The organism is Spirosoma flavus, from assembly GCF_054778555.1.
Genome location: NZ_BAAGZL010000006.1, coordinates 176,158 through 192,514, shown reverse-complemented (window position 1 = coordinate 192,514; position 16,357 = coordinate 176,158). Strand labels below are relative to the sequence as shown.

At 49.3% G+C, this 16,357-nt stretch carries 15 protein-coding genes; 10 read left to right on the top strand and 5 right to left on the bottom strand.

Going from position 1 to position 16,357, the window contains the following annotated elements; genetic code table 11:
- Window positions 1-9: 9 nt before the first annotated feature.
- From ACYVF1_RS26230 to hisF, 6 genes are all read left to right on the top strand, one after another.
- The gene (locus tag ACYVF1_RS26230; protein ID WP_461084554.1) at window positions 10-951 is read left to right on the top strand and encodes a DUF72 domain-containing protein; all 942 of its coding nucleotides are present in this window, start codon (window positions 10-12) and stop codon (window positions 949-951) included.
- Window positions 952-1,219: 268 nt separating this feature from the next.
- Window positions 1,220-1,807, top strand: coding sequence for an imidazole glycerol phosphate synthase subunit HisH (gene hisH / locus ACYVF1_RS26225; RefSeq protein WP_461084552.1), 588 nt, complete (start codon window positions 1,220-1,222; stop codon window positions 1,805-1,807).
- 56 nt (window positions 1,808-1,863) lie between these two features.
- Complete coding sequence (gene hisA / locus ACYVF1_RS26220) at window positions 1,864-2,583, top strand: 1-(5-phosphoribosyl)-5-[(5-phosphoribosylamino)methylideneamino]imidazole-4-carboxamide isomerase (protein ID WP_461084550.1); 720 nt, start codon at window positions 1,864-1,866, stop codon at window positions 2,581-2,583.
- A 12-nt stretch (window positions 2,584-2,595) separates the two neighbouring features.
- On the top strand, window positions 2,596-3,249 hold the full coding sequence (locus ACYVF1_RS26215; RefSeq protein ID WP_461084548.1) for a hypothetical protein: 654 nt from the start codon (window positions 2,596-2,598) through the stop codon (window positions 3,247-3,249).
- A 9-nt stretch (window positions 3,250-3,258) separates the two neighbouring features.
- Window positions 3,259-3,681 (top strand): GNAT family N-acetyltransferase, encoded by a 423-nt coding sequence (locus ACYVF1_RS26210; RefSeq protein WP_461084547.1) that lies wholly within the window; start codon window positions 3,259-3,261, stop codon window positions 3,679-3,681.
- Entirely contained in the window at window positions 3,682-4,437 is a 756-nt protein-coding gene (gene hisF, locus ACYVF1_RS26205; protein WP_461084545.1) for an imidazole glycerol phosphate synthase subunit HisF, read from the top strand.
- Between the two features lie 25 nt (window positions 4,438-4,462).
- Here hisF and ACYVF1_RS26200 read toward each other — a convergent pair whose 3' ends face one another.
- Entirely contained in the window at window positions 4,463-5,365 is a 903-nt protein-coding gene (locus ACYVF1_RS26200; protein ID WP_461084543.1) for a porin family protein, read from the bottom strand.
- Between the two features lie 39 nt (window positions 5,366-5,404).
- Between ACYVF1_RS26200 and ACYVF1_RS26195 the strand changes: the two genes are divergently transcribed.
- The 4 genes from ACYVF1_RS26195 (at window position 5,405) to ACYVF1_RS26180 (ending at window position 10,740) form a co-directional block, all read left to right on the top strand.
- Window positions 5,405-6,379, top strand: a complete 975-nt coding sequence (locus tag ACYVF1_RS26195) for a gliding motility protein GldB-related protein (RefSeq protein ID WP_461084541.1) — start codon at window positions 5,405-5,407, stop codon at window positions 6,377-6,379.
- Window positions 6,380-6,487: 108 nt separating this feature from the next.
- Complete coding sequence (locus ACYVF1_RS26190) at window positions 6,488-8,293, top strand: ABC transporter ATP-binding protein (RefSeq protein ID WP_461084539.1); 1,806 nt, start codon at window positions 6,488-6,490, stop codon at window positions 8,291-8,293.
- A 92-nt stretch (window positions 8,294-8,385) separates the two neighbouring features.
- The gene (locus tag ACYVF1_RS26185; RefSeq protein ID WP_461084537.1) at window positions 8,386-8,802 is read left to right on the top strand and encodes a Fur family transcriptional regulator; all 417 of its coding nucleotides are present in this window, start codon (window positions 8,386-8,388) and stop codon (window positions 8,800-8,802) included.
- A gap of 126 nt (window positions 8,803-8,928) precedes the next feature.
- Window positions 8,929-10,740 carry a MutS-related protein gene (locus tag ACYVF1_RS26180; protein WP_461084535.1) on the top strand — a complete coding sequence of 604 codons (1,812 nt, stop codon included), beginning with the start codon at window positions 8,929-8,931 and terminating at the stop codon, window positions 10,738-10,740.
- Here ACYVF1_RS26180 and ACYVF1_RS26175 read toward each other — a convergent pair.
- The 4 genes from ACYVF1_RS26175 to ACYVF1_RS26160 form a co-directional block, all read right to left on the bottom strand.
- Window positions 10,731-11,642: a DUF2279 domain-containing protein gene (locus ACYVF1_RS26175; RefSeq protein WP_461084533.1), complete on the bottom strand. Its 912-nt coding sequence runs from the start codon at window positions 11,640-11,642 to the stop codon at window positions 10,731-10,733. The genes ACYVF1_RS26180 and ACYVF1_RS26175 overlap by 10 nt on opposite strands.
- Before the next feature lie 120 nt (window positions 11,643-11,762).
- Window positions 11,763-15,101 carry a glycosyl hydrolase gene (locus ACYVF1_RS26170; protein WP_461084531.1) on the bottom strand — a complete coding sequence of 1,113 codons (3,339 nt, stop codon included), beginning with the start codon at window positions 15,099-15,101 and terminating at the stop codon, window positions 11,763-11,765.
- Between the two features lie 204 nt (window positions 15,102-15,305).
- Window positions 15,306-15,686 carry a hypothetical protein gene (locus ACYVF1_RS26165; RefSeq protein WP_461084529.1) on the bottom strand — a complete coding sequence of 127 codons (381 nt, stop codon included), beginning with the start codon at window positions 15,684-15,686 and terminating at the stop codon, window positions 15,306-15,308.
- 90 nt (window positions 15,687-15,776) lie between these two features.
- Complete coding sequence (locus ACYVF1_RS26160; protein WP_461084527.1) at window positions 15,777-16,154, bottom strand: hypothetical protein; 378 nt, start codon at window positions 16,152-16,154, stop codon at window positions 15,777-15,779.
- Window positions 16,155-16,357 lie beyond the last annotated feature (203 nt).

Below are 16,357 nucleotides of genomic sequence, written 5' to 3'. Positions count from 1 at the left end.
ATATAGTCTATGGAATTCGGAAAAATACAAAACCTCGACGCTGTCAATCTGAGCCTTCCGCCCGGCCCGGCTTTTAATGCCCGTATCTGGGCGGGTGTTGAGCCGACAACGCGACCAACTGTATGTATCGGCGGCCCCGTTTGGGCCAACAAAGATTATGTGGGTAAACTGTATCCATCAACGGCAAAAGAGCGCGATTTTCTCCACTATTATACGCGGCAGTTCAACACCATCGAACTGAATCTGACGCATTACCAGATTCCGACGCCGGGTATGATTGAGAAATGGAAAATGGAAGCGGCTGGTTCGCCTGATCGCACCGGATTTACATATTGCCCAAAATTCCCGCAGCTAATCAGCCACGAACGTCAGCTCGTAGCGACTGAAGCCGTGACCGAAGAATTTGTGAACGCGGTACTCAGTCTGGAAGAATTTCTGGGAATGTCATTTCTACAACTGCCACCCAATTTCGGCCCTGATAAATGGCCGGTTCTGGAAACGTATCTGAAAAGCCTTCCTGACGAACTGGACGTAGCCGTGGAGTTTCGCCACCCCGACTGGTTCAGCAAAGCCGCCCGCATTGGCGGAACGGTCTGGCAACAAACGCTGGAACGGCTTTATCTGCTACGTCGGCACGTAGTGATTACCGACGTAGCGGGCCGGCGCGACGTACTGCACATGGGTCTTAGCAGCCCGATTCTCACGTTACGTTTCATCGCCAACGAAGGCCATTCCACCGATTATAGCCGGGCCGATGCCTGGGTACAACGACTGAAAACCTGGTTCGAAAAAGGACTCCAAACGGCCTACTTGTTCGTTCATGGCGGTGGCGATAACGACACGGCTCCCGAACTGATTCTTTACTGGATTCGCGAATTGAATAAACATTGCGGTCTGAATCTGCGCGAACCCGTCCTCCAGCCGCAAGTGGTGCAGGGAAGTTTGTTTTGATTTGCCGCCCGAAGCCGTTACTTTTGCCTTATGATTTTAATCGCATCACATCACCGGCATCACCATTCTGAGCGGTAACGCAGCAGAACGAGATGCGTGTTTGTGAGTTTGGTCAGCTAATTCTGATTCCCACAATATACAAAGCCCGGTTCTGTGAAGGAGCCGGGCTTTTTTTAGGCCCCGACAGGCTCTGGCTGTCGGTTATGTTGCAGTACCTACTTAGTCGCTATCGCGACTCGACAGCCAGAGCCTGTCGGAGCCTAGTTCTATGAAAACAGTAATTATTAAATACAACGCGGGCAATGTTCAGTCGGTCATGTATGCGCTTGATCGGCTGGGTGCCAGCTATCTGCTCACGGACGATGAAACGGAAATTCGCTCGGCAGATAAAGTGATTTTTCCGGGCGTTGGAGAAGCCAGCACAGCTATGGCTTACCTGCGCGAACGTGGAATGGACAAACTAATTCCTTCGCTGAAACAGCCGGTATTAGGGACCTGCGTCGGGATGCAGCTCATGTGTCGCTATTCGGAAGAAAACGATACGTCCTGCATGGGCATTTTTGATATCGATGTACGACGGTTTCCACAAGAACCGGGTTTCAAAGTGCCGCACATGGGCTGGAATAACATTCATAGCTTAAAAGGCCCGCTGACAGAAGGCCTGGCGGAAGATGCGTATATGTATTTCGTGCATAGCTATGCGGCTGATGTCTGCCCCGAAACCACGGCTGTTTGTGATTACGTTCGTCCGTTCAGCGCTATGCTACACCGCGATAATTTTTATGCTGCTCAGTTTCACGCTGAAATCAGCGGAGATGCTGGTCAGCGGATATTGGAGAATTTTTTGAAATTGTAACGCGGACATGCTGTCCGTCGTGTCACTAACTATGCGGACAGCATGTCCGCGTTACTATGCACATTATACCCGCAATCGACCTCATTGAAGGAAAAGCCGTTCGCCTGACTCAGGGTGATTATAATCAGAAAAAAGAATACAACGCCCGTCCGCTCGAAGTAGCGCAACAGTTTGAAGACGCTGGATTGACGCGTCTGCACCTTGTTGACCTCGATGGTGCGAAAGAAAAACGGGTTATCAACTGGAAAGTGCTGGAACTCATTACGTCTAAAACGAGTCTGCACGTTGATTTTGGTGGTGGCGTTCAGTCGGACGAGGATTTGCGTATTGTTTTCGAGTGCGGAGCCAAACAGGTGACGGGCGGCAGCATCGCCGTGAAACAACCCGACGTAATGGAGCGCTGGCTATCGCAGCAGGGAGCGGAGAAAATCATTCTGGGTGCCGACGCCAAAAATGAAAAAATCGCGGTCAGCGGCTGGGAAGAATCGACAGAAATGTGGGTTTACGATTTCGTAGAACGGTGGGTGGAAACCGGCATTCGTTACGTTATCAGCACCGACGTAGCGAAAGATGGCCTTCTGCAGGGACCTTCATTCGAACTGTATCGCAACTTACAGGATCAATTTCCGAAACTGAACATCATTGCCAGCGGTGGGGTCAGCAACATGGCCGATCTCGAAACGCTGGCTGATATGAATCTCTTCGGCGTTATTGTCGGAAAGGCGATTTACGAAGGACGCGTTACGTTGAAAGAATTGAGAAAGTTTACTGAATAAGCATTCGACTTTATGCTACGTTCACTTCTTATCCTGCTTGCTATTTTTTCGCTGCCGCTACGTTCTTTGGCCGAAATCAGGCCGGATTCTGCAGTGAATATCTGGTTTCCGAACTTGGCGAAAAAGATGCGATTGAAAGTCCCAACATTGGGAGCGGATGAATTCGAAGTACGTATCTGGCAGAAATGCCAACTCTGTTTTGGTGAAGCGCATGAATTATATCTTCTTGAGAAACGCACAAAGAAATTCACCCTAACTAAATACAAGATTCGGTCTGATAAACAGGGTTTTCGCGATTTTACAAAAGTCAAATCTATTGAATCTGTTCCTGATTCGGTCTGGATGGAATTTGTGCAACTGGATATTCTGACTCCTCCTGATTATGCTGCTATTGACCGCCAGCTACATCCACGTCATAAGGATTCAACCTATACGTCAATAGAGCCGGATGGAAGCATAAACGTACATGCAAAAAAGTTCGAGAGTTCTGTGTGGGTATCGGATGGAGAAAGTTATCACGTCGATGTATTTGGCCAGAACAGCCATCAGCAGTATGAGCATGGCAATCCACAGAGCTATCTCCGTGCGAAACCTAAGGTTAAGGAGTTGCAGAAATTTGTCGCTATTCTGGATAAGCTAAACGCACTTTTTCAACATCACAATTAATCCTCCACCATGATGAACGACTATTCGATAAGCACCGACAAAGCCAAACTAAATCTTGACGTTATCCATCAGTTTCTGAGCCAGGAAGCCTACTGGAGCCAGAATATTCCGCTCGATGTAGTAAAACGCGCTATCGAAAATGCAGTCTGTTTTGGTGTATACAAAGACGATGAGCAGGTAGGTTTTGCACGCGTCGTGACCGACTTCGCTACGTTCGGGTATCTGGCCGACGTGTTCATTTTGCCCGAACATCGTGGAAAAGGGCTTTCCAAACAACTCATGTCCTTCATCATGGCTTACCCACCTTTGCAGGGATTACGCCGGATTATGCTGGTGACCAAAGACGCGCACGGGCTCTATACTCAGTTTGGGTTCAAGCCGGTTGACGAACCCGAAAATACCATGTCTATCAAAGCTTTTACCCATTATTAAATGCTTACCAAACGTATCATTCCCTGCCTCGATATCAAAGATGGACGTACTGTAAAAGGCACGAACTTCGTGAACCTGCGCGATGCGGGCGACCCGGTTGCACTTGCTGCAGTATACGCCGAACAGGGTGCCGACGAACTGGTTTTCCTCGACATTACGGCTACCGTCGATGAACGCAAAACCCTGATTGATCTGGTTCGGAACGTAGCGCATACCATCAATATTCCGTTTACGGTCGGGGGCGGAATTTCGTCTGTCGCAGACGTATCGGCGTTGTTAAATGCTGGTGCTGACAAGATTTCGATTAATTCGTCAGCTGTGCGAAATCCGGATTTAGTGAATGAGTTAGCCCTCGAATTCGGAAGTCAATGTATTGTGGTTGCTATCGATACGCGCTACGTTGACGGCGAGCACATTGTCCACACGCACGGCGGCCGTAAGCCGACCTCGCTACGTACCATTGCCTGGGCGAAAGAAATCGAAGAACGGGGTGCGGGGGAAATTCTGCTAACGTCGATGGATACCGACGGTACTAAAGCTGGTTTTGCCCTTGAACTGACGGCTCAAATTTCAGGCAATGCTAATATTCCAGTCATCGCGTCGGGTGGCGCTGGTACGATGGATCACTTTGTGGACGTATTCACTACCGGCAAAGCCGATGCCGGATTGGCCGCCAGCATCTTTCACTTTAAAGAAATTGAAATTCCGGCGTTGAAAGGGTATTTGCGGGAGAAAGGAATTGAGATGCGGTTGTAAGTAATGCGGGCGAAAGCCCACGTTGCTAAAACTTAAATCCTAACTCCAGTGCTACAATCCGGCTTCTGGAGATCAGTTCGCTGCCGCGTGCTACGTTAATCAGGCCGCGTTGGTAGCTCATTCCCAGATTGAAAGCGTTGTGTTGGTTGATTTTGTATTGAACACCCGTTCCTAACAGTAACTCTACGTCACCGAAACCATAGTGACGATCAGTACCACCGTTTTCAGCATTGTATAAACCGTTTGTCGACTGGTCGAGCGGCTTTTCGGCCAGTTTTACACTGAAAATTCCGCCCGCTTGAAAGTAGAGACGCAGGTTCGGACCGATGTTGTTGGCAAATAACTTCACCGTTGCCGGAAGCTGTAGGTATTGTAAATTATAAACCGACTCTTTTTCGGGCAAACTCGGATTCCAGCGTCCGCCCCCAAACGAACCCGGCATCTGAAAACCAGATCGTTTCACTGTATACCAAAGTCCGGTTCCAAAAGCGTAACGATCTTTAAAAAAGAAATAATCGAGCGAGGGGCCGAGACTCATCCGAACGCCAACGCCATTGTCTTTGAATCCTGCATACGTACCGGTGCCTTCAACCGCATTGATGTTAAGCGATGGAGCAAACCGGATGCTCATCTCAATCAGGTGCGTAGGCCAGGCGTAGTCCGGGCCAGAACCGTAACCGTTATTTTCCGTCGATTCCGTTTCGGCTTGCTTCTGTTTGCGTTTACGTTTTTTACGATCATCGTCATAATCGCGCCGATTCTTATCCTGACCGTCGTAATTGTCACCCAGAATTTTACGAAATCGTCTTTCCGTTACGTTCGATTCTTTGGTACGTAGTCGATAAAGTGCAGGCGAGGTCGACTGCGCCCAAACGCAACCAACTGTCAGCAAGACCAAAATCAATCCGAACCCTGCAACTTTTTTCATAATTTTGTACGTTTTCTATATTGAAAACTCCAGAGTTTCATGCGAATACAAGCGGCCATTGCGGGCCTTTTTTGTTTCTTTCTGCTAACGTCGTGCCAGAAAAAAGAAGATGTTTCGGTTATTCAGCTCGATCAGCAACTCTTCTCCAGCAAATCGCCCGACAGTATCAGGGCATTCCTGAACCGAAACCCGGCTGTCGCTCAATTGTACTTTAACGCGAACGGAGCCGGAAATGATACAGCCGTTGTTCGAGAATTGACTAATCGGGTCAATAATCCAGCGTTGAACGAGTTTCAGGCTCAGATTCAGGCCGAATTTGGTGATCTTACCGACCTTCGAAACCAGTTGGCCGAGGCCTTTACAAACATTAAAAAAGACTTTCCTGACTTTAAAGCACCCAAAATTGCAACTGTTGTAACTGGTTTTATGGGTCCTGATCTAGCCATTTCTGACAGTCTGATTGTTATTGGACTTGATTATTTCGGCGGTTCAAAAGCGAAATATCGGCCACGCGGTAACCAATATCCACAATACATCTTACGGCGGTATGACAAAGATCATATTGTGCCCGCTATTGTCTTTGCATTATCTGACAAATACAATGCCACGAACCGCCAGGACCAGACTATGCTGGCTGACATGATTTACTACGGCAAAGGGTATGTATTTACTAAAACCGTGCTGCCCGAACTGGCCGACAGCCTGATCATCGGTTACTCTGACAAACAGCTGACCGAAACGTTTAACGCGCAGGATTTAATTTGGGGACATTTTATCGACAATCAGTTGCTTTTCCAAACGAATCCAGCCGTAAAACAGCGATATTTGAATGAACGGCCCTTTACCGCTGAAATAGGGCCAGCTTGCCCTGGAGCTATCGGGCGGTGGGTAGGATGGCGGATCGTGGGTATGTACCATGACGAACATTCAGGCGTAAGCATCGCCGACCTGATGCGAAACGCCAATGCCCGGCAGATTTTTGAACAGTCGGGTTATAAAGGACAAAAGGAATAATATAACAGGCCCCCACAGCCTCTGGCTGTGGTTTGTAGCTACCTAGTTAGTCGCTGGTGCGACTCCCACGGCCAGAGGCTGTGGGGGCCTAATATTGACTACTAACCAATGGCAAAAGGAAGAAGAGGGTTTGGCGAGGAAGCGAGCGAAGCCGATAAAAAGAAAATTAGTCGCGAGGATTTTAAGAAAGCGCTGCGTGTGTTTCGCTACGTTCGACCGTATCGGATGCAGTTTGTAGCTGGCTTTATTTTCCTGATTTTGTCGACGGCAACCACGCTTAGTTTTCCGGCGCTGATTGGGCAGGTGACCAGCGTTATTCAGGGGAAATCGCCGTTTACGCTCAATCAGGTGATTCTGATGTTTGGCGGGATTCTGGTCTTGCAGGCCATTTTTTCATTCTTCCGAATCTACTTTTTCGCGCAGGTGAGCGAACGCTCGATGGCCGACGTTCGGCGGGAAGTATACGGCAAAATCATTACGTTGCCGATTCCCTTTTTCGAGAAACGGCGCGTTGGTGAACTCACTAGTCGCCTGTCAGCCGACGTATCGCAGTTGCAGGACGTACTATCCATTACGTTGGCGGAGTTGTTTCGGCAGGTCGCTACGTTGCTGGGCGGTACGTTATTCATCCTCTACGTTTCCTGGAAACTGACGCTGTTCATGCTCGCTACGTTTCCGGTGATCATCGTGGCGGCCATCATTTTTGGGCGATACATTCGGAAACTGTCGAAGCAGGCGCAGGATCAATTAGCTGCCGCCAGTGTGATTGTGGAAGAAACGTTGCAATCCATCAACGTAGTGAAAGCGTTCACGAACGAACGGCTCGAAATTGGTCGTTACGGGAGTTCGCTGAACAAAATGGTGACCATTGCGCTACGTACCGCCCGGTTCCGGGGAGTATTTGTGTCGTTCATCATTTTTGCCATGTTCGGCGGCATTATGGGCATCGTGTGGTACGGCGGTAGTCTGGTACAATCGGGCGAAATTCCGTTTGCCGACCTGCTGACATTTATTTTCTACACGGCTTTCATTGGTGGTTCGGTGGCGGGTATTGGCGATATGTACGCCCAGGTGCAGAAAACCGTGGGAGCTTCGGAGCGAATTCTGGAAATTCTGGAAGAGCCTTCCGAAGTTAATGCCGCCGATGAGCTTCCGCTGTTTGTGCCGGTTCACGGTGACGTAGCGTTCAACAATGTCCGATTCTCATACCCGTCGCGGCCGGAGATGGAAGTGCTGAAAGGCGTGTCGATCAACGTAGCGGCTGGCCGTAAGATTGCGCTGGTTGGGCAGAGTGGCGCCGGGAAGTCGACGATTGTACAATTGCTGATGCGCTACTATCCGATTTCCGGCGGTCAGATTACGGTCGATGGGCGTGATCTGGCTAATTTTAACGTAACAGAATTGCGTAAAAACGTGGCGGTAGTACCGCAGGAAGTCATTTTGTTTGGCGGAACCATCTTCGAAAATATTCAGTACGGCAAACCCGGTGCGACTGAAGCGGAAGTGCGCGAAGCTGCTCGCAAAGCCAACGCGTTACAGTTCATCGACTCGTTTCCGGAAGGACTGCAAACGGTCGTGGGCGAGCGGGGTGTCAAGCTTTCCGGTGGTCAACGGCAACGTATCGCCATCGCGCGGGCCATCCTGAAAGATCCGGCCATCCTGATTCTGGACGAAGCCACGAGTTCGCTCGACGCCGAGTCTGAAAAGCTGGTTCAGAATGCTTTGGATGAGTTAATGCAGAATCGCACCACGATTATTATTGCCCACCGACTGGCCACGATCCGGAAGGTAGATATGATTTATGTACTGCGTGAAGGTCAGATTGTAGAAACCGGCACGCATGACCAACTGGCCATGCAGGAAGACGGCATCTACGCAAATCTGGTTAAATTGCAATTTGAACCGATTGAGTAACGAGGGCTCTGACTGTCGGCTGTAGCTGCTGGGTTAGTCGCTAGCGCGACTCGACAGCCAAAGCCTGTCGGAGCCTTTTCCATGTATAGATTATGACTTTGTCTGCTAAAACCCTGAAAGACTTTAACCTACGGCACACCGCTGGCCGGGAGGAAGTGCTTGATTTGTTTCTGAATGCAGGCCATGCACTAGCCCACCACGACGTAGAAAACGGCCTGGGTCCCGACCACGACCGCGTAACGATTTACCGAACGCTACGTACGTTTCTGGATAAAGGTTTGCTGCATAAAGTGCTTGACGATGAGGGCGGTACAAAGTACGCTTTATGCCGGGAAACCTGCTCCGACGGGCACCATCACCATGACCATGTGCATTTCAAATGCGAAGCCTGTGGCCAGACCACCTGCCTTGATGAGGTAATCATTCCTGTTGTTACGTTGCCGGATGGCTATAATCGTAAGGAAATGAACCTGCTTATCCAGGGGGTTTGTCAGGATTGTAATAAATAATCCGTTCGTTTTGACGTTGTTTCAATTTCATAAACATGTCCGAAAAAGCTAGACTTGTCATGCTTCACCAGCATGACAAGTCTAGCTTTTTCGGCTCCATTCTAATGGCAGATTTTCTGCTTTCTTATGCCTTCCGAAATTTTTCTTCAGCGTCAACAAGAATTTACGCAGGCCGAACAGGCTGCTCAACGTCGGTATAATCAATTGGCTTTCTGGCGATTGATTTGGTTTGTCGTAAGTGTTCTGGTCGTCTGGTTGTTTATTCGTGCCGAGCGCGACTCTTTAGGAATTGGAACTGCACTCGTGGGCATCATAGGGTTTCTGATTCTGTTGAAAAAACACCAGGCCGTTCGTCGGGAGCGGGATTTAAATCATCAACTGGTTTTTATTAATCAGGACGAAGCCAGCCGCTTGAAACGCCAATATCTCCGCCCTGAAACCGGTGAGCAATTTGCCAGTCCAACGCATTACTACACCGGCGATCTGGACGTATTTGGAAAACATTCGCTGTTTCGACTTCTCAACCGGACGCACACGTACGAAGGTCAGAACCGACTGGCGAAGTGGCTTAAAGCGACCTCATCGCCCGATGCCATAAACCTACGCCAATTGGCGGCTGCCGATCTAAAGCTCCAGCTAGATTGGCGTCAGCAGTTTGAAGCGTTGGCGAATCTTGAGACAACTGTTGGTCAATCGCCGGAAAAGCTGGTGCAGTGGGCTACGGCCGAAGTTGCTCCGCTACCGACTTATCTCAATATTGTTCGGTTTGTTTTACCAGCTATTACGTTAGGCATATTTGTTGCCTGGCTTATGGGCATCCTTCCCGGACTTGCTGTTCTGGGCGCGTTGGCTATACACGGACAGGTTCTCAGCCACGTTTCGGCTCGGGTGAAAGAAGTAAGTGAGCAAACATACGATATGGCAACGGCGCTCGGCGCTTTCTGGAATCTGGTTAAACAGGCTGAGCAAGTGAAGGGCGATGCTCTCCGATTGACGGCAATCCGGAACGTATTCGCTGACAACGAATTGCCCGCATCGTCGGCTATCCGCCAATTGGCAAATCTGACCGAAAGCTTAAACTTCCGGCGAAATCCCTATTTCTACCTGTTTTTTGGCATCGCCAGTCTCTGGGATATTCATTATTTGTTTCGGCTCGAAAGGTGGCGAAAAACTTATGGCTCAGCCCTGTCGCACTGGTTGAGCGCCTTGGGTGAACTGGAAGCGCTCAACAGTCTGGCCGGGTTTGCGTATGCGCACCCCAGTTACGTAACGCCCGACATTGTGAATGGGGAATTAACGCTTGATTTCAAATTGGCGGCCCATCCGCTGCTTCCTCCCGAACGTAGCATCGCGAACTCGCTACGTTTACAGGGCGCTGGAAAAACAATCCTGATTACCGGTTCCAATATGTCCGGAAAAAGTACGTTTCTGCGAACGGTTGGTACCAACGTAGTACTGGCATTGGCGGGTGCCGTAGTTAGCGCGGAGAAATTCAAATGTTCGCCCATGCGCGTGTTTACGAGTATGCGTACGCAGGATTCGCTCGAAGAAAGTACGTCATCGTTCTACGCTGAATTGAAACGGCTCCAGACGCTGATTAAGCTAACCCAGCAATCGCCCGATGAACAGATACCCGTTCTGTATTTCCTGGACGAAATTCTGAAAGGCACCAACTCCGCCGACCGGCACCGGGGCGCTGAAGCGTTGATACGTCAATTGCACCACACCACAGCAGCGGGTTTCGTATCCACCCACGATCTCGAACTGGGACAGCTTACCGACGCCGATACGTTCGTCCGTAATTACCATTTTCAATCTGATTTGATTGACGGGCAGTTGGTTTTCGACTACAAACTTCGCGATGGGATTTGCAAAAGTTTCAATGCCAGCCAGCTCATGCAGGCCATTGGAATTGATATGGCTGGCGCTCAGAAGTAAAGCCAATACCAGCGCAGTTTCGGAGCTACCTGTAGCGTCGGCATGGGGATTTTGATGTATTTCAATAATCCCAAAATCACTTTTGCGGTTGTGCTACGTGGTTTTAGCAGTTTCACTACGTTGATGTCCGGTGCAACGTACCACTCGTGTCGGCCGCCCAAACCGTCGTTGTTGAGGCTCCACGTTTCAGCTTCCAGACCCATTCCGACAGATAGTTGAATCCAGTCAGGAAAGGTCTTTTTCCCGATTAAGTGCCTGGGCGATACCGAAAACCAGTACGTCTGGTTGATGTAATCATCAATGGAAAAACGCTGTATCGGAATGCCCCGTGCTTTAAAGTATTTGGGGGTCTGCTGCCAGTAGCTGACTTTCCACTGTGCATCCCGCAGAAATCCAGACCGGTGCTGAGCCATCGGCCAGAAACCGCCTACCGTACCGAATGCTACGTCGCGCCAGCTAAAGCCGTATGTTGGAGAATAAGCATCTTTAAGCTCAATACCTAACTCAACGAACGTAGCAGAACCGAACGCCAGCCATTCAGCCTTTCGGGGTGAGACACCCGCCCAACGGAAGGCGTTGTAATACGCTTCAGCGACAAACGTTCCTCCGGCCAGGTGCGCCACTTTGTCGAGTCCGCTGGCGTAGGTTAGATCGCGTCCTTCGTCAAAATGAAACTGAACGCCTTTTCCATTCCACCAGGTACGTTCTAGATAAACGTAAGTTGAACCTAGCGTCAGCAGTGACGTAGCGCCTACCGCCCAAAGTCGTTTCTGACGTAGCGTATCCGCCCGAACGGCTGTTACGTTGTCTAAGGTGTCGGTGGTGTTTATGGGCGAACAGGTTGGTATAAAATACCGAAGCGAACCACAAAGCAGAAGAAGTTTCAGGACCATAAGGTCCATAAGACTCAAAACGTAGGTAAAAGTGACGCGGGTTTCGTTAAATTCTGGGAGTGTTAACCTCTAATAACACGAATGCCATTACTCGAAGTAATGGCATTCGTAATTTCTTTGATTATCATTTTAATGCTTTGCTTCGGCCTTTGCTGACGTAGTAGATAGCACACGAACCGGCCCCAGCAAACCGGAAGGCTGGAGCGGTGAATCGGCTTTGTAAAACGGCATGGTCACGAACGTAATTTTCTTTGCGTCCGGTTGCTGATCGCCAACAAGCCGGTTGACCCAGGTGTTCGTCACTTTTATCGATACGTTATTGGCACCGGTTTTCAGCGCCGACGTTACGTCTATCCGGAATGGTTTCTTCCAGATGATACCCATGTTTTGCCCATTCACGATTACTTCAGCCATATTTTTCACATCGCCCAGATCAAGGACGTAGTAGGCCAATTTGTCCACCGACGACAGATTGAACGAATTTTCGTACGTAGCGGTGCCTGAAAAATATTTGATGCCGGGATCGCTATTGCCGGTCCAGGAAGCCAGGCTGGCAAACGTAGCTTGTGGTGGAGCGCTACGTCCTTCCTGGAAACGTACCGTCCAGGGGGTAGAAATAGCCATCAACTCCGCCGTTTTCTCCGCTGGTTTGGTAAAAGCTATCGTAGTTGCCTTACCACCAAACACAATGAAATACGCATCCCACGATTCAAATTGCAGCGGAACGATGGTTCGGCCCTCTTTGATCTGGTACGAAACGGTTTCGGTTTTTCCGGTTTGCGGATTCCAGAGCATTGGTACTTTGCCCGTTACCCGGAAACTCACTTCGGCTGTGGTCGGATTGTCGCTTCGGTTGTCGAGCCAGTAAAAATCCTGATCGGCGGTTTGGCGATGGCGGTAGAGAATTTTCGACGTAGCGTTTTTGATGATAACGTCTTCGGCTACGTTCTGAGCCTTCAACGCATCGGCTATCGACCCTTTTACTACGTTAGGGCTGGTCCATATTTCATTCACAATTGCCTGAAAATCGGCCGGATTATCGGACAGACTAGGCGACTGTTCAGGCTTGGTTCCGGCTACTTTGGCCCCCGCTTTAACCAGATCACGCAGTTTTTTTAGCACGGGCAAGGTCATAGATCTGGCGCTTTCGTCCAGCACCAGCAAACGGTACGTATTGCCGCTTTTCGCTACGAGCTGACCATTTTTTACGCTGATGGCGTCGATCAGGGCCGATGCATTCACAAAATCGAATTCGTAGCCAGTCGGAAGGGCGGGCAGTTTTTCCCGCGTGATCCAGGTAATATTCTGGTTCTGACCGTAGTAATACAGCACATCTGCTACGTTCCGGCCCTGTTGCAGCAGATAACAGCTACGTCCTAAATAGGCAATCCAGGCTTTGCCCGGCTCAGCCCACGTTTCCTGACGCGTATACCACTGCCCGAATGGCCCCAGTGAAAAACCGGGCAATTTATCATCGAGAGGCTGGTGCACCGATGTGTGAATAACGAATCGATTCAAACCCGACGCCATTTCGAGATCGGCGGTGCGTTTGAGCTTTTCGGGATACGACGAAAAGGCATTTCCGGCGGCTGTCATCGACTCGGCCGCTACCAGATTCTGGCCGTAGATGTTGGCCACCGATGCCGATTCGCGGATATCGCCTTCGCTACGTACTTCTTCATCGTTGCCGCCCGCCAGGCTGCCAGGCGTCCACATGGCCGACATTGGTACGTCAGCGTAGCGTTTCACGTCCATACCATCGGCCAGGTAAATCCGCCCACCCTCGTGCGACTCGGTGTACCGTTTCATGCCCCGCTTATGGAGTTCGTCGCCAATCACCTCGTAATGGCTTTCGGTAATCAGTTCACCAATGGTTTTTCGGAAATCCCATAGGAATTTCTCACTCGCTTCGGCACTTTTAATTACCCGGCCCGCCAGCACCGGCAACCACGGCTGAATAGCGTAACCACGTCGTTTCTGAAATTCTTCGGGAAACGATTTTGTCCAGTTCATGTGGCCCGCTTCATAGCTGTCGAGCACCATATACTGAAGTCCTTTGCTACCCATCATACCACCTGTAGCATCTTTATACATATCCAGATACGTATTGATGTACTTCCGAACCGCTTCCTTATCCAGCTTGTCTACTTCTAAACCCGTGGCTTCGGGGGAGGCTGGGTGATTCTGGCGACCAGTCAGCGAGTAACCAAACCGCATGACAACCCAATTGCCAGCTGGAGCCGTCCAGTTTAACGTACCATCGGGCTGCATTTTCGTGGTCAGATCCACTACGTCCTCGGTTGGAATTGCGTCAGCTTTTGACGCAATGTTCGTTTTCGTATCTTCTCTGTAGGGCGTAAAACCCGCTTTGTCTTCAAACTGGTCAATACGATCGGTGTTGTAAAGCACAAATTCGGCTACGTTGACGCCTTCCGATTTTGCTTCTCCGCCCCTCTGGCCCATTAGTCCACCAAATGGATTGACTGGAGGAGGAAGGGTTTTAATGGCCATCCGCCAGAATTTAGCCGTGGTTGCCGGAAAAGACACTGTATTCTGAGCCGCTATACTTCCCGGTACTTTCGCTATGTCGCGGAACGTAGTGCCATCGTCGCTCACCTGTAACGTACGGTTTTCGTTACCGCCCCGAAATTCAGCCAGCGGTCCTTTGATAGCGCCTACAATGGAAAGTGCTTTGAAGGTTTGGGGCGTATCGAACGCGTATTGGATGTACATATCCTCGCCTACAGCCAATGGCGGCAGAAAAGTGGTTTTCCCCAGATCGCCATCGGTGAGGTCGGCGAGCGTAAAATTGCCGCCACTCGACGTAACGTTTGGTTTGAGTTCGGCCAGGTTTTTTTCAGAGGCCGGCAGTCGGTAGGCAATTACTACGGCATCCTGATAGAAAGCGGGTACGGTACCCACAAAACCACCCGTTAGGCCGCCACTCTCTAATTTTACGTTCTGAAATGATCCCGTAACGTCCGACGGCTGTGGTAATTTCCCGGTAAACGCTTTGCCACCTGCTACGTTGGTTTGGGTCCAGACGTATTTTTTCATAGCGTCTTTCGGTTCTACCCAGGGGCCACCCGTTACGCTCCATCCGGGCGAACCGGCAATTGCCATTTCAAGTCCTTTCTGGCTGGCCTGCTCGGTCGTAAACCGAAACGCATCTTTCCACTCCGGCGTCATGAACACCAGCTTTTTAGGCACAACGACGGGCGTAAACAGGTTTGCGTCGAAATTCTGAAAGCCACCAATACCCACCCGATTCATCCAGTCCAGATCTTTCTGAATACCGTCTTTGGTAATATTACCGTTCATCCAGTGCCACCACACACGGGGTTTAGCCGAGTTTGGTGGATTCATGAATTGTTGGGCCTGTGGGCTAGTGAGTTGGGCGTTCGATTGCCCAAAACTTGACTGAGCTGCGAACAATACAGTTAAGGAAAGGAAGGCGAATTGCTTCATTGCTTGTTCGGTTAGGTTTAAAGGATAAAGGTATTCTGGTAAATAGCATTAAAACAATTAATATTTGAGTAATTTCTTTATTCCCTGATGGCTTTTGTGCGCACATTTAAAAAAAGCATCTTACGATTTCCTTACTAGTTCGTTTGGAAAACGTAAGATGCTTTAGGGCTTATCACTCAATTAAGTTACTATGCCAGCAACGGTTTACTTCACTCGTTTTGCTTTGGCTTCAAACATATTCATCAGGCTACCCTTAAGATTGTCTTCGTCTACTTTAGCTAGGTCGAGGGTAACGTCATAGCCCTGTGCTGTAAACGCCATTCCAAGTTTATCGCCATTTTCTTCAATGCTGGTAATCGGAATTTTCTCGGCGTTAGGTTCGGCCGCATTCGTCAATTGTCCCGTCAGTTTGCCGTCTTTTCTGACTAATTCAGCTATCAATACAGAATTACCCTGTGGTGTGCCCGTTATGGTAATTTCCCATTTTCCGGCGTAGAAATCGGCTGGGGGGGTGGCGGTTTGTGCAAAAGCTGTGTAGATCAGGCACAGCAAGGAAAGGAACAGAAATGTACTTACTTTTTTCATGGTTTTGATTGATTTAGAACTAAGATCGTAGAGTCATTTACATTAGGGTTTTTTGCCATGCTGACGAAGGGAGCATAACAAAAAACTGGATTATTTTCCCCGTTTGGCGGTTGCATCAAAGTTATAGAGCGTGCCTTTAAGATTGTCGTTATCAACTTTTGTTAAGTCAATCGAGATTTCTCCGGCTTGCGACGACTCGAAGAAGATAGCCAGTTTGTCGCCGTTTTCCTCCACTTTCGTAATTTTCCGTTTCTCGGCATTCGGCTCAGCGGCATTGGTTAGTTCGCCCGTCAGTTTTCCGTCTTTGCGAACCAGATCCGTCAGGAATTTGACATCACCCATCGGTGTTCCTGTCACCGAGATTTCCCATTTCCCGGCAAAAAAATCGGTCGGTGGCGTAGTCTGCGAAAAGCCAGTATAGGCAACGCTTAACAACAAGAGCAAAAAGAACACACTTGCCTTCTTCATAATGATAATTGATTAAATACGAACTCTTTATTTGTCTGTATATAGTAAAATCACAAGCAAAGGTAGAAATGTTTTTATTATTGTCTAAAAAATAGACATTAAATATTTTGGTCTTTATACATTTGCGTTAGAATACGCCATTAGCAATAGTTGTTAATGAATTCGCGAGCTGGTGATTGTTGACTGACAGCTATTAACTGAAA